Annotated in this window: 13 protein-coding genes and 1 pseudogene; 8 read left to right on the top strand and 6 right to left on the bottom strand. The window is 73.4% G+C overall.

The features are described 5' to 3' along the window. Positions 1-13: 13 nt before the first annotated feature. Positions 14-652 (bottom strand): DNA alkylation repair protein, encoded by a 639-nt coding sequence (locus tag ACTVZO_RS36465; protein ID WP_443303382.1) that lies wholly within the window; start codon positions 650-652, stop codon positions 14-16. Between the two features lie 270 nt (positions 653-922). Between ACTVZO_RS36465 and ACTVZO_RS36460 the strand changes: the two genes are divergently transcribed. The 4 genes from ACTVZO_RS36460 to ACTVZO_RS36445 all read left to right on the top strand — a co-directional run bounded on the left by ACTVZO_RS36460 (position 923) and on the right by ACTVZO_RS36445 (position 4,656). Beyond that, on the top strand, positions 923-1,504 hold the full coding sequence (locus tag ACTVZO_RS36460; protein WP_443302422.1) for a GlcG/HbpS family heme-binding protein: 582 nt from the start codon (positions 923-925) through the stop codon (positions 1,502-1,504). Positions 1,505-1,646: 142 nt separating this feature from the next. Continuing rightward, complete coding sequence (locus tag ACTVZO_RS36455) at positions 1,647-2,243, top strand: ankyrin repeat domain-containing protein (protein ID WP_443303381.1); 597 nt, start codon at positions 1,647-1,649, stop codon at positions 2,241-2,243. Next, positions 2,240-3,436 carry a YncE family protein gene (locus tag ACTVZO_RS36450; RefSeq protein ID WP_443302421.1) on the top strand — a complete coding sequence of 399 codons (1,197 nt, stop codon included), beginning with the start codon at positions 2,240-2,242 and terminating at the stop codon, positions 3,434-3,436. The genes ACTVZO_RS36455 and ACTVZO_RS36450 overlap by 4 nt, the downstream gene beginning before the upstream one ends. Positions 3,437-3,600: 164 nt before the next feature. Next, positions 3,601-4,656, top strand: a complete 1,056-nt coding sequence (locus tag ACTVZO_RS36445) for an MBL fold metallo-hydrolase (protein WP_443302420.1) — start codon at positions 3,601-3,603, stop codon at positions 4,654-4,656. A 17-nt stretch (positions 4,657-4,673) separates the two neighbouring features. Here the strand turns inward: ACTVZO_RS36445 and tatA are convergent, their stop codons facing one another. Further along, positions 4,674-4,841 (bottom strand): Sec-independent protein translocase subunit TatA, encoded by a 168-nt coding sequence (gene tatA, locus ACTVZO_RS36440; protein ID WP_443302419.1) that lies wholly within the window; start codon positions 4,839-4,841, stop codon positions 4,674-4,676. 226 nt (positions 4,842-5,067) lie between these two features. On the opposite strand from tatA, the gene ACTVZO_RS36435 reads away from it, so the two are divergent. Continuing rightward, complete coding sequence (locus ACTVZO_RS36435) at positions 5,068-5,586, top strand: hypothetical protein (RefSeq protein ID WP_443302418.1); 519 nt, start codon at positions 5,068-5,070, stop codon at positions 5,584-5,586. A 227-nt stretch (positions 5,587-5,813) separates the two neighbouring features. Then, entirely contained in the window at positions 5,814-6,440 is a 627-nt protein-coding gene (locus tag ACTVZO_RS36430) for a TOPRIM nucleotidyl transferase/hydrolase domain-containing protein (protein ID WP_443302417.1), read from the top strand. A 55-nt stretch (positions 6,441-6,495) separates the two neighbouring features. Here the strand turns inward: ACTVZO_RS36430 and ACTVZO_RS36425 are convergent, their stop codons facing one another. Then, positions 6,496-6,996, bottom strand: coding sequence for a hypothetical protein (locus ACTVZO_RS36425; protein ID WP_443302416.1), 501 nt, complete (start codon positions 6,994-6,996; stop codon positions 6,496-6,498). Between the two features lie 176 nt (positions 6,997-7,172). Between ACTVZO_RS36425 and ACTVZO_RS36420 the strand changes: the two genes are divergently transcribed. After that, positions 7,173-8,138, top strand: coding sequence for a glycosyltransferase family 2 protein (locus tag ACTVZO_RS36420; protein WP_443303380.1), 966 nt, complete (start codon positions 7,173-7,175; stop codon positions 8,136-8,138). 19 nt (positions 8,139-8,157) lie between these two features. Here the strand turns inward: ACTVZO_RS36420 and ACTVZO_RS36415 are convergent, their stop codons facing one another. The 3 genes from ACTVZO_RS36415 to ACTVZO_RS36405 all read right to left on the bottom strand — a co-directional run bounded on the left by ACTVZO_RS36415 (position 8,158) and on the right by ACTVZO_RS36405 (position 12,476). Continuing rightward, positions 8,158-9,357: a hypothetical protein gene (locus ACTVZO_RS36415; protein WP_443302415.1), complete on the bottom strand. Its 1,200-nt coding sequence runs from the start codon at positions 9,355-9,357 to the stop codon at positions 8,158-8,160. Positions 9,358-9,429: 72 nt separating this feature from the next. Further along, a complete protein-coding gene (locus ACTVZO_RS36410; RefSeq protein ID WP_443302414.1) occupies positions 9,430-10,803 on the bottom strand; it encodes a cryptochrome/photolyase family protein in 1,374 nt (457 codons plus the stop codon). Positions 10,804-10,877: 74 nt separating this feature from the next. Further along, entirely contained in the window at positions 10,878-12,476 is a 1,599-nt protein-coding gene (locus tag ACTVZO_RS36405; protein ID WP_443302413.1) for an SDR family oxidoreductase, read from the bottom strand. A 127-nt stretch (positions 12,477-12,603) separates the two neighbouring features. Here ACTVZO_RS36405 and ACTVZO_RS36400 point away from each other — a divergent pair. Next, positions 12,604-12,909: pseudogene (locus tag ACTVZO_RS36400) on the top strand (RNA polymerase sigma factor); the annotation flags it as partial. Between the last annotated feature and the right edge of the window lie 67 nt (positions 12,910-12,976).

The following is a 12,976-nucleotide window of genomic DNA, read 5'->3' as shown; positions in this document are numbered from 1 at the left end:
AACGGGCGGGCCTTCAGGCCTGGCGGCGGACCATTTCGGCGATCCAGGCGGGTGCGAACGGAGAAGTACAGCCCGGGGACGTCGGATAGTCCTTGAGCACCTCCAGGCGCTCGCCGATCTCCAGGGCGCGGGCGCGGTGCTCCGCGTGCTCGATGCCGATCTGCGCCAGGCAGTGGTTCATCGCCCACTGCAAGCGGTCCGGGGCGTCCTTCATCTGCGCCTCGATGACGTCGAGCAGTCCCACGAGGTCGAGGCCCTCGGGCTTCTTCGCGACGCGTTCGGTGGTCAGCGCCCAGCCGGCGCTCGCGACCACCGGATCCGGATCGGCGAACCAGGCCAGGCGCAGCTCCTCGGAGTGCGGGCTCTTCTTCACCACGTAGTTCACGAGCCAGTCGTGCACCTTGGGCGTGCGCGCCGCGCGCAGCATGGCGTCCAGCTCGTCACGCCCGAACGCCTTCGGGCGGCAGATCAGGAGCGCCACCAGCCTCGCCGCGGTGTCGTCCGTCTCCCAGAGCGCGCACGCGAGTTCCTGCTGCGTCTTGAGCCGCTTCGCGATCGCGCGCAGCTTGCCCAGGTTCACACCGTGATCGTCGCCGTGCTTCTCGTTCACCGCGCGGGCCTTCGGATCCTCGAGTCCGGCCAGCTCGGCCATCACCTCGTCGACCGTCGTCCCGGTCAGCGCAGTCCCGGCCACCTCAGCCACCTCACCCTCCTGTCCGCCACGTGCGGGCTCACCCTACGACGGAAGCCGGCCGGGCGGGGTCATCCGATCGGTTGACCCGGCCGTCAGCCGTCCGCGCGCACCATGCAGCCGGTACGCCGACGGGATGGGACCCTCCACGGGCCCACCATGGGTGTCAGAGCGGGGAAGGCCGGACCGGCCGAACATCAACCGAGCATCCAGATACAGGAGTTGGCCTCAATGAAGCACGTCGAGAAGTTCACCGGGCGTACCCGTGCCCTCACCGGCGGCGCCCTGGTCGCCGCCGTCGCCCTCGGCGGCTTCGGCGCCTTCTCCGCCGCTGCCGCCCCGGCCCCGGCGACCCCGGCAGTCCCGGCAGCCGCATCCGCCGCACAGGCCGATGCCAAGAACCGGAACCTGACCCAGTCGACCCACCTGACCGTCGATGCCGCCACCAGGGCCGCGCAGGCCGCCCTCGACGCCGCCGAGAAGGAGAACCAGCGCGTCTCCGTCGCCGTCGTCGACCGCAACGGCAACACCCTCGTCACCCTGCGTGGCGACGGCGCCGGCCCGCAGTCCTACGAGTCGGCCGAGAAGAAGGCCTACACGGCCGTGTCCTGGAACGCGCCCACCTCCGAGCTGGCCAAGCGCCTGGAGCAGGTACCCAACCTGAAGGACATCCCCGGCACCCTGTTCCTCGGCGGCGGCGCACCGGTCACCGCCAAGGGGGCCCCGGTCGCGGGCATCGGCGTCGCGGGCGCACCCTCGGGCGACCTGGACGAGAAGTTCGCCCGGGCCGGCGCCGCGGCACTGGGCAAGTAGCCCCCGTACCGTGCGCCGCCGGCCGTTCTCCCCCGCCCGGATCCGCGCGAGCGTCCGGGCGGGGATCTCCCTCGCCGTGCGTACGAGGACCAGGACGGCCCTGGCCTCGCTGCGCGGCCCGACCCACCCGAGGAGCACCGCCATGCCCCCTGCCGACCGAGCCCTGCTGGCCGCCGTCTGGGACGACGACGCCGACGCCGTGCGCGCGGCCATCGACGCCGGCGCCGACATCGAGACCCGCGACGAGCACCGCCGCACCCCGCTCCTGATCGCCGCCATCGGCGACCACGTGGCGGCCGCCGGGGCCCTCGTCGCGGCCGGCGCCGACCCCGACGCCCAGGACGACCGCGAGGACAGCCCCTGGCTGGTCACCGGCGTCACCGGCAGCGTCCGCATGATGCGCACCCTGCTCCCGGCCGGACCGGACCTCACGCTGCGCAACCGGTTCGGCGGCATCGCCCTGATCCCCGCCGCCGAACGCGGCCACGTCGCATACGTCCGGGCCCTGCTCCGGGAGACCGACATCGACGTCGACCACGTCAACCGGCTCGGCTGGACCGCGCTGCTCGAAGCGGTGATCCTCGGCGACGGCGGCCGCGCGCACCAGGAGATCGTGGAGCTCCTCGTCACCGGCGGCGCCACACCGCACCTTCCGGACGGCGACGGCGTCACCGCGCTCGAACACGCCGAGCGGCGCGGCTTCACCCGGATCGCGGGCCTGCTGAGGGCCGTACGGTGATCAGCCGCTCGGACACCGGCCGCACGGGGCGCCCCCGCGGGCGCCACCGGTCCGCGCTGACCGCGGCGGCCTGCTTCGCCGCGCTGCTCACGGGCTGCACGCAGGCGGGTCCCGCGGGGTCCGCGGCCGCCACCGGGCCCTCCGCCCCGGCCGGGCCGGAAGCGGGCACCGCTCCGGGCCCAGAACGCGGCACCGGCGCCCGCGCGCAGGGCAGGACCCCGGAGGGGACGCTCCTGGTCGCCGACTTCGGATCCGACACCGTCACCTTCGTCGACCCGGACAAGGGCCCCATCGACTCGGTGAAGGTCGGCACCGCGCCCTACGGCCTGGCCGTCGGCGCGGACGGCCGCGCCTGGGTGGCCACGGCGGAGGGCGTCGCGGTCCTCGACACCGCCGCCCGCACGCGGCTGGCCGTCGTGCCCTACCGGACGGCGGGCCTCGGCCCCGCGACGTACGGCGAGTACCGCGGCGGGGGCATGGGCATCGCGCTTGCCCCGGACGGCCGCCACGTCTACGTCGGCGTCAACGTGCCGGGCGGCAAGGGCACGCTGGAGGTGGTCGACACGCAGACCCTGAAGGTCACCGGAAGCGCGGGCACCGGCCGCCGCCCCTTCGACGTGGACGTCTCCCGGGACGGCAGCCAGGCGTACGCGACCGGCCACGACTCCTTCGACGTCACGGTCGTGGCCACGGACACGCTGGACACGCGCCGCATCGAGGTCGCCCCCTACGGCACCGAGGGCGGGCTCGGCTCGTGGCTCAAGCCGCACTACACGGCCGTACGCCCCTCCGACGGACGGCTGCTGCTGCCGTTCGAGGGCGAGAAGCTGGTCGTCGTCGACCCCGGCACCGGACGGTCGACGGTCGAGCGGATGACGGCGAACGCCCACCAGCACGGCGCGGCCGTCACCGCGGACGGCACCCTGCTCGTCGTCGGCACCGGTCCCATCGACCCGTCCACCGACGAGGGGCCCTCGCTCACCGTCCGCGCCCCGGACGGCAAGGAGAAGGTGATCCCGCTCGACGGTCCGCACGAGGACGTCACCGTCTCGAAGGACGGCCGCACGGCCTATGTGACCGGGGGCTTCACCCGCGACGGCCACTGGAACGGCATCACCGTCGTCGACCTGGACGCCGGCAGGGCACACCGCCTCCCCGCGGGACAGCGCCCCCTGGGCATCGCGGTCCTGTGAGTCCCGTGGGCCGTGGGCCGTGGGCCCTGTGCCACGCACCGGCCGCCGCGCGGGCTCCGCCGCGGGATGCGGCGTACGCTCGTCGGCAGGGGCTCGTGGTCCGCGTCCGCCGTCGAAGAGTGAAGGCGGCGAGCCGGACCCGTACGGGACCGCGGGAGGAATCCATGACCGCGCTCGGTGACCTGATCGAGATCGACGACCGCACCGTCCTGGTGCTCGGGCAGGGACTGGACGTCGAGCACGGCCGGCCCGATGTCGCCAATGCCCTGGTCCACCGGGCCGGCGACACCCTGGTGCTCGTCGACACCGGGGTCACGACGGCCTTCCGCTCGGCCCTGCGGAAGGCGGCCGACCGGGTCGGGCCCTGGTCCCGGGCCCTGGTGCTGACCACGCACGGCCACCTCGACCACGTCGGAAACAACGACCTGGCCGACGAACTGGGCGTGCCGGCCGAGCACCGCGTACCCGCCCTCGACCTGGACCAGATGCGGGACCCCGTGTCGTACTGGGTGCGCGCCTTCGACCGCATCGCCGGGCTGACACCGCTGCCCGAACCGTCCGCACTGGCCGACAGGGTGGTGTCGCTGTTCCAGCCGCTGCGGCCCTTCGGCGCGACGACCCGGACCTACGAGGAGCTGCCGCTGGAGCGGATCCGGATCGGCTCGCATCGGTTCACCGGCTGGACCTTCGCCGAGGGCGCGGTGCGCGTGCTGCGCAGTCAGGGGCACTGCGCAGGGCACGTGGTCGTGCACCTGAGGGACTGCGGCGTGCTCCACCTGTCCGACGAGGGCAACGGGCCCTGCGGTGCGATGGCCGACGCCGACCAGCTCAAGATCCAGACCGTGCTCGGTGCCGCCGCCGTCCTCTTCGAGGAGGGAGAGGCGGCCCTCCTCACCGACGGCCACACGTTCACCGTGCGCCGCGGCGCCGAGGCGGTGCCGTACCTGGACGGGCTGCTCGAGCAGGCCACCGCGCTGCAAGCGGCGGCGCTCGGGCTGACCGCGGACAGCGCGCGGGTCCGGCCGGGTGCTTTCACCACCCGCTACGCGCAGGCCGTCGCCGGTCTGGGGGTCGGCGGCGCCAACCCCAGCGCCATGTTCACCGCCATGATGGCGGTCAACCAGCTCCGTGAGCTCGGGCTGCGGCCGGAGTCCGCGGGCTCCGACGCACCCTGGTCCCGGCCCGCGTCGCTCCGCAACCCCGGGCCGGAACCCCGGTGATGTGGACTGGCTGCCCGTCAGGACTTGGGGTCGTCCGCCCGCAGCGCCCGCGCCTCCGACTTCAGTATGCGCATCGACTTGCCCAGCGAACGGGCCATGTCGGGCAGCTTCTTGGAGCCGAACACCATCAGGCAGACGACCAGGACGATGAGCAGGTGCCAGGGCTGGACGGCATTGCGGAACACGGGCGTTCCACCTCTCGGACGATGCGGCTTCTCTCGGATGACCACGCTCATGGAACAGCCGGGGCCGGGTCCGGGACAAATCTGAAGAAGTCCTGAAAGCCGTGGCCGGTGGCCGGTGGCCGGTGGGCGGTGGGCGGTGGGCGGTGGGCGGTGCGCGGTGCGCGGTCAAGATCACCGGGATGGGAGACTGGGCCCTGACCGGAGAACCGACAGGACGGAACCCATCGTGCGAGGACGACAGCGGCGCGCAGCCCTCGCGCCCCTGGTCATGGCGGCGCTGGTGACGGCAGCGGCGACGGCCTGCGCCCCTCCGCTGCGGGACCTCGGCCCGCTGCCCCCGCGATTCACGGGTCCGCCGCTGACCGCGGACACGGTGGTGTCGGAGATGACCTCGGTGCTGGCGGCCGAGGGCGTCACGGTGAAGCGGGAACCCTCGGACGTCCTCGGGTACTGCATGGAACGGCTGTCGGGACGGCACGCGCCGCAGACGGTGGAAGCCGCGGTGAAGGCGGCCGTCGCCCGGGCCCGTTCCGAGCACGGCTGGCAGGACGCTCCCGTCACGGGCAGCGAGACGATCACCTTGAAGAAGAGCAACTGGACGGTCCTGGTCGGCTTCAACGACGAGCCCGCGGAGGGCATTCAGGCGCCGGTCAGCCTGTCGCTGACGTGTGTGGACGGCGGCGCCCCCACGGCCCCGGCGACACCCACGGGACCTGCGTTCACACCCGTACCCGCGTCCTCCTGAGGACGACCACGCCCGGACCCGTGAATCCGGGCCCGGGTCGGGCGTGACGTCACGCCCGACCGGTCGTTGAGCCTGACGGTCAGCGAAGTGACACAGCCGGGCCCCGGGGACGCGCTCCTCGGGGCCCGGCTGTGTCACGTCGGGGCGGGCGGCGGCAGGCGGGCCGGCCGGGGCGGGTGCTCGGATATTTCCGTGCCGTTCCACCGGCGGAGATGCAGACTCGCTCCATGACGGACATGCAGGAGTTCCGGTACGCGGTCGGCCGCCGAGCAGCAGTCGGGCCTGAGGGGCTTGACGGTCCGGCGAGTGAGCTGGCCGTCCGACTGGGCGTGCGGACGGCCGTCCTGCTGGAAGGGGCGAGCGACCTCGCCGCCGTCGAGGCCCTGGCCGCACGGCGTGGACGGGACCTGGCCGCCGAGGGCGTGTGCGTGGTGTCGATGGGCGGGGCGATGAGCGTCGGCCGCTACGCCGCCCTCCTCGGGCCGACCGGCCTCGGCCTGCGCCTGGCGGGACTGTGCGACGAACGCGAACGGCCCTTCTTCGACCGCGGCCTGGCGCGGGCCGGAGCGGAGCGCGGGGACGTCTTCGTGTGCGTGGCGGATCTGGAGGAGGAGCTGATCCGCGCGCTGGGCACGGCACGGGTCGAGGAGATCGTCCGGGCCGAGGGCGATCTGCGTGCCTGGCAGACCTTCATGCGGCAGCCCGCCCACCACGGGCGTCCTCCGCAGCAGCAGTTGCGGCGGTTCCTGGGCACGAAGAAGGGCCGCAAGATCCGCTACGGCCGTCTGCTGGTCGAGGCCCTCGGCCACGACCAGGTCCCGGCTCCCCTCGACGGCCTCCTCTCGAGCCTGTGAGCGACGCCCGCGATCCGCGGGGGCCTGCCGCCGCTGGCGCCCGGTCCGTGCCGGGTCAGCGGCCGCCGCGGTGGTCGTAGACCGTGAGGGACAGGTCCTTCATCGCCGCCTGGGCGCGTTCGGAGTCCAGGCCCTGGTCGAGGGCCTCCAGCGCGGCCGCCGCCGACACCCGTACCGCGAGGGGCAGGCCGTCGTAGGCGGAGACCCGGTAGGCGACCGTACGGCGGGCGTCCCGTTCCTCCTCGGTGACTCCGTCGTGGGTCAGGGGGAAGACGGCCGCCTGGTAGGTCGCGATGCTCACGAGGACGGCGTCGGCGATGCCCTCCGCGTACCCGTCGGCCCGTGCGAGGCCGCTCTCGGGCCGGAAGAAGGCCGCCACCTGGCGACGCGAGAGGAACGAGCCGATCCCGGCACCCAGACCGGCCGCGCAGCCCGCGGCCAGGGCCGTCGTCCTGCCGCCCAGCAGAAGCCCGAAGCAGACCCCGCCGACCGCGCCGCACGTCACCAGCACGAAGGTGATCATCAGATGGATGCGGGCGGCGATCGAGGACGTCATGCCCAGCAGTATGCACAGCACCGCCGCCGCCCCTCGAACCCGCCCGCACCGGGTTGGCCGGGCTGCGAGGAGCCGGAGGCGGCCGGGGCCGGGGCCGGGCTGGAGGCCCTCCACACCCTCTGGCGGCGCGAAGGCTCCGGTTTTTCGGAGTGCCGGGTTCAGGTGCTTCCCGCATCATCAGTGCTGTGTACGACACAGGCACGGGATCGATCGCGCTGTCGGTCGTGGTTCCCATGTACAACGAGGAGGAGGCCCTGCCCGTGCTGGCGGCCCGCCTGCGGCCGATCCTCGACGGGGGCGGCGAACCGTACGAGGTCGTCGCCGTCGACGACGGCTCGACCGACGGGACCCCGCGCCTCCTGGAAGACCTGCGTGCCCGCTGGCCCGAGCTCCGCATCGTGACCCTGCGCCGCAACAGCGGCCACCAGGCCGCCCTCACCGCCGGACTGCACCGTTCCCTCGGCGCCCACGTGGTCAGCATCGACGCGGACCTCCAGGACCCGCCGGAACTCATCCCCGAGATGCTCGCCCTGGCCCGGGCGGACGGTCTGGACATCGTCTACGGGGTCCGGACCGACCGGTCGGCCGACAGCGGATTCAAACGCCGGACGGCCGGCGCGTACTACTGGCTCATGCGCCGCCTGGCCGGCTCCTACGTCCCCGCGCAGGCCGGCGACTTCCGCCTGCTGTCCCGCGCCGTGGTGGAAACCCTCAAGGCCCTTCCCGACCAGCACCAGATCTACCGGCTGCTCATCCCCTGGCTCGGCTTCCCCGGCGGCCAGATCACCTACCAGCGCGCGGAACGCGTGGCCGGCACCACCAAGTACCCGTTGCACAAGATGGTCCTCCTGGCTCTGGACAGCGTCACCAGCTTCTCGGCGATCCCCCTGCGCCTGGCCACGGCGCTCGGCGCCGTCAGCCTCGTCCTCTGCCTCGCCTTCCTCACCTGGGCCCTCACCGTCTACGCCCTGGGCAGCACCCTGCCCGGCTGGACCTCCTTGATCATCACGGTCCTGTTCTTCGGCGCCGTCCAGCTCTTCTGCCTGGGAATGCTCGGGGAGTACGTGGCGCGCATCTACACGGCCGTCCAGGGCCGGCCCACCTACGTCGTCGCCCGCGACACGGGAGAAGAGCGGAAGTAGCCGGGGAGACGGCGGCCGGTCACACCAGCACGCCCGCGAAGAACATCGCCCCGAGGAAGAAGTACTGGATCGCGCACAGGACCAGCAGCGGCACCTGAACCCATCGGGACATGCGCCTGACCAGCAGGAGCCCGACGAACATCTGCGCGTGGTTGCGGTACCACGACATCTCCGCGCCGGCGAGGAACGGCGCGAGGAAGATCGCCGGAGTCAGTACCAGGGCGGCCCATTCCTCGACGCCGAGCCCGCGCTCGCGCACGAGGCGCACCGCGGCCGTCGCCACGACGAGCAGGACGAAGGCGGTGTTCAGCCAGAGCTGGGGTCGGTGCGCGGCGAGGCTGTGCTCCACCAGCCACGGCAGCCGTCCCTGGGGCGTGTACCAGTGGCTGAACGGGAAGTCGTAGGCGTTGCGCATCTCGCCGAAGGGCTCGTGCAGGCCGCCCTGCCGGTAGCTGGACTCCTGGAGCACCTCGTACGCGTCCCAGCGGCCGGTCGCCTGCCACATGAGCCATTTCGCCCAGAGCACGCCGCAGCCCGCGATGGCCGCCGACAGCCCGGCCTTCAGGAACCGGACCGGCCACGCGTCCCGCCGCCACGCGAAGAACGCGCTCAGCAGCAGCATGCCGACGGCCACGGCACCGACGGGATGGCAGGCGACCGCCACGAACCCGCCGGCGGCGGCCACCGCGCAGGAGCCGCGCTTCACCCCGGCGACGCAGACGAGCAGCGCCAGCGTTCCGGTGGCGATCGGGAACATCGCGTGGAGATAGATTCCGCCGGGGAACACCGTGCCGATGGCGAGGGTCAGACCCGTGGCCCAGCTGAGCCGGGCCCCCAGCAGCCACCACAGCACCGCGAACATGCCGAGGAGGGACGCCTCGGCGAGGACGACGGCCGCCAGGTCGTACGAGAGGCCGGTGGCCGACACCGCCCGGACCGACATGGGGTAGCCGGGAAACCAGGCGACGTTTCCGCACATGACATCGCGGAAGTCCGGATAGCGGTCGCGGCACCAGAACATTTCGTAGCCGGACTGGGCGATGGACAGGTAGTGACCGGAATCCCAGCGATGGCGGCTGTCCGTGGACCAGTAGGCCACTCGCGATCCGTCGCCGGCGACGGAGAGCCTCGCGACCAGCCAGCTGACGAGGTTCGCGACCAGCCATGCGACGACCGGCGGCAGCAGGCCGTGGCACCGGTCGCGGCGGAGTTCGATCATCCCGATCAGTCTGGCGAACGCCCCCCGGAGCCGCATCCGGAGGTGCCCGTCCGGCCGAGCCGCGTGCCGCCGCTAACCGATGCCCCGGCTGTGGCGGAAGCGGCCGAGCGCGTCGGTCAGGTCCACGACGGGGTCCGGGTAGTCGATCCCGGCGCGCTCCCCGCTCGGGAGCTTCCACGGCTGGTGGACGTACGGGACGGACAGCCCGGCCAGCTCGGGGACCCAGCGGTGCACGTAGGCGCCGTCCGGGTCGAAGCGGCGGGCCTGGATCAGCGGGTTGAGGACCCGGTTCGGGCGGGTGTCGGAGCCGGTGCCGGCGACCCACTGCCAGTTGAGCTGGTTGTTGGCGACGTCTCCGTCGACGAGCAGGTCGAGGAAGTGCCGGGCCCCGATGCGCCAGTCCACGTACAGCGTCTTGGCGAGGAAGCTCGCGGTCAGCAGCCTGGCCCGGTTGTGCATCCAGCCCTCTTGGCGCAGCTGGCGCATGGCCGCGTCGATGACCGGGTAGCCCGTGCCGCCCTCGCGCCACGCCTGGATCTCCTCCCCCGCGTCCCGCTCGGTGCGCCAGCTGTCCTGGCGGGAGCGGTAGTCCGAGGCGGCGGCGTCGGGGCGCGCGGCGAGCACCTGGTGGTGGAAGTCCCGCCAGCAGATCTGGCGGACGAAGGCCGCAGCGCCGAGCCCGCCGCGCTGCCGGGCGCGCCGGACGGTCTCGACGGCCGAGACGGTGCCGAAGTGCAGGTGCAGGGAGAGCCGTGAGGTCACGTCACCGGCCAGGTCGTCGCGGGTCTCGGCGTACTGCCGGATGCCCTCGCCCAGCCAGCGGTCGAGCAGCTCCCGGCCCTCGGACTCTCCGCCCCGGGCCAGCAGGCCGGACACGCCCCGGACGGCGGTACGGGCGGGCAGGGGCTCCGAAGCGAGTCCTGCGGGAACGGGCACGTTGCGCGGCGCGGCCGACGGCGCGCGGAGCGGCAGCCCCGCCCAGTGCCGGAAATACGGGGTGAAGACGGCGAAGTGGTCGGAGCCGGCGGGGAGCACCTCGCCGGGGGCGACGGCCGTCACGACCGAGTCGTGTACGTACAGCCGCCGGCCGTCCTGTTCCAGGGCGGCGCGCAGGCGCTCCTCGCGGGCACGGGCGTACGCGCTCACGCCCGCGGCCATGTGGACCTCGTCGGCATCGGTTTCGTGGGCCACCGCTTCCACCGCCGCCACGGGGTCTGCGGACCGCAGGATCAGCCGGCCGCCGCGGGCGCGGAGCCCGGCGTCGAGGTCGGAGAGGCAGTCGGCGAGGAAGGCCTGCCGGTTGGGGGCGTTGAAGCCGGCGGCCTCGATGTTGCTGTCGCGGACGAACAGCGGCACCACCTCCTCCGCGGACGAGAGCGCGGCGCGCAGCGGGGGGTGGTCGTGTACGCGCAGGTCGGAGGTGTAGAGGACGATGGCGACGGTCATGGGAGCGCGCTCCGTACGGGTAGGGCGGACACCGGCTGTGAGGGTCTTCTCCGGTGACGGCGATTCCGGATGCGCTATCCGTCGTGCGAGGACGAAGCCGGGGAGGTCGAGGAAGGAGCGGGGGCGGGGGCGGGGGAGACGCGTTCGGCGGCGCGGGTGATGTTGCGGGCCATGCCGCCGAAGACCACGGCGTGGAAGGGGGACACGCTCCACCAGTAGAGGTGGCCGAGCAGGCCGCGGGGGTGGAAGAGAGCGCGCTGGCGGTAGGACGCGCCGCCCGGCCCGTCGGTCCCGGGGCGCGGATCGGCGTACATCTCCAGCCAGGCCAGTCCGGGCAGCCGCATCTCCGCGCGCAGTCGCAGCAGCCGGCCCGGTTCGATCTCCTCGACCCTCCAGAAGTCCAGCGAGTCGCCCACCCGCAGCCGGGACGCGTCGCGTCGGCCCCGCCGGATGCCGGCTCCGCCCACGAGCCGGTCGAGCCAGCCGCGTACCGCCCAGGCGAGGGGGAAGGAGTACCAGCCGTTGTCGCCGCCGACGCCCTCGATGATCTGCCAGAGCGCCTGCGGGGAGGCGTCGGTGGCCCGGGTCCGGTGGTCGGTGTAGAGGCTGCCGCCCGCCCAGTCCGGGTCGGTGGGCAGCGGGTCGCTGGGTGCGCCGGGCAGGGAGGCGTTGGACCAGCGGGTGGCCACCTTGGCCTCGCGCACCCGCTGGAGGGCCAGCGCGAGCGCCCGGTCGAACGGGACGGGCGTGCCGGGCGGGTCGGGTACGTACCGGGCCACGTCGTGCTCGTCGCAGACGACCTCGTGGCGCAGTGATTCGGCGAGCGGCCGGGCCAGCCCGCGCGGGACGGGGGTGACCAGGCCGATCCAGTGGCTGGACAGCCGCGGGGTGAGCATGGGCACCCGCAGGATCAGCCGGTGGGGCAGCCCGGCCACGGCCGCGTAGCGCCGCATCATCTCCTCGTACGTGAGGACGTCGGGCCCGCCGATGTCGAAGGCCCGGTTCACGTCGGGGGGCATGGTCGCGCTGCCGACGAGGTAGCGCAGGACGTCGCGCACCGCGATCGGCTGGACCCGGCTGCCCACCCAGCTCGGCGTGACCATGACCGGGAGCCGCTCGGTCAGGTAGCGGAGCATCTCGAACGACGCGGAGCCCGAGCCGATGACGACGGCCGCGCGCAGCACCGTCGCCGGGACCTCGCCGGCCAGGAAGATCCGGCCGACTTCGGCGCGGGACCGCAGGTGCGGGGAGAGCCGGCCGGCCGGCACCCCGGCGGGAGCCAGCCCGCCCAGGTACACGATGCGCCGTACGCCCGCCAGGCGGGCCTGCTCGGCGAAGGTGCGGGCCGCCGCGCGGTCCCGCTCCTCGAAGGCGCGTCCGGAGTTCAGCGAGTGCACGAGGTAGTAGGCGACGTCGACTCCGCGCAGGGCTTCGCCGGTGGACTCGGCGTCGGTGACGTCCGCCCGGACGACCTCGACCCGGCCCGCCCAGGCGTGGTCGCGCAGCCGCTCGGGGGATCTGGCCAGGCACCGGACGCGGTGGCCCGCGTCCAGCAGCTCCGGCACCAGGCGGCCCCCGATATAGCCGCCGGCCCCGGTGACCAGGCAGAGCAGCGGGCCCGGCCGTTGCTCCGGCTCCGTCGCGGGGCGGGGTTCGTCACTGCGTGCGGACATGGAGGCCTCCACTCCGACCGGCGTCGCCCGATGTGGCTGAACCGGTCTGTGACTGCCTTCCCCGCGGAGGGCCGGATCGGATGCGCCATCCGCAGGACCGGGCGGATCTTGTATCGATGCACAAACGATGCACGTTGTGGGCCGCCGTCGCCAGCGGACACGCTCGTCGGGCTGCAGCCCACTGCGCCCGTTCTCGGCACGAGGAGCCGGCACCATGGTTCTCGCCATCACCCCGACACCCGGTCCGCCCGACGAGGTGTGCGAACTCGTCGAGCTGTCCAGGCGGTTCAAGGAGGGCGACGAGGAGTCCTTCGCCGCCGTGTACCGGCGCTGGGGCGGCATGGTCCACACCATGGCCTGGCGCAGCACGGGCGACCGGCACACCGCGGAGGACATCACCCAGCAGGTGTTCTTCGACACCTGGCGCGGCCGCCACCGCTACGACCCGCAGCGCGGCGATCTGGCGGCATGGCTCGCGGGGATCACACACACGGCACAAG

Origin of the sequence: Streptomyces sp. IBSNAI002 (genome assembly GCF_052244475.1) — a bacterium.
In the GTDB taxonomy this organism is placed as follows: Bacteria; Actinomycetota; Actinomycetes; order Streptomycetales; family Streptomycetaceae; genus Streptomyces.
This window is presented reverse-complemented; position numbering and strand designations above follow the sequence as displayed.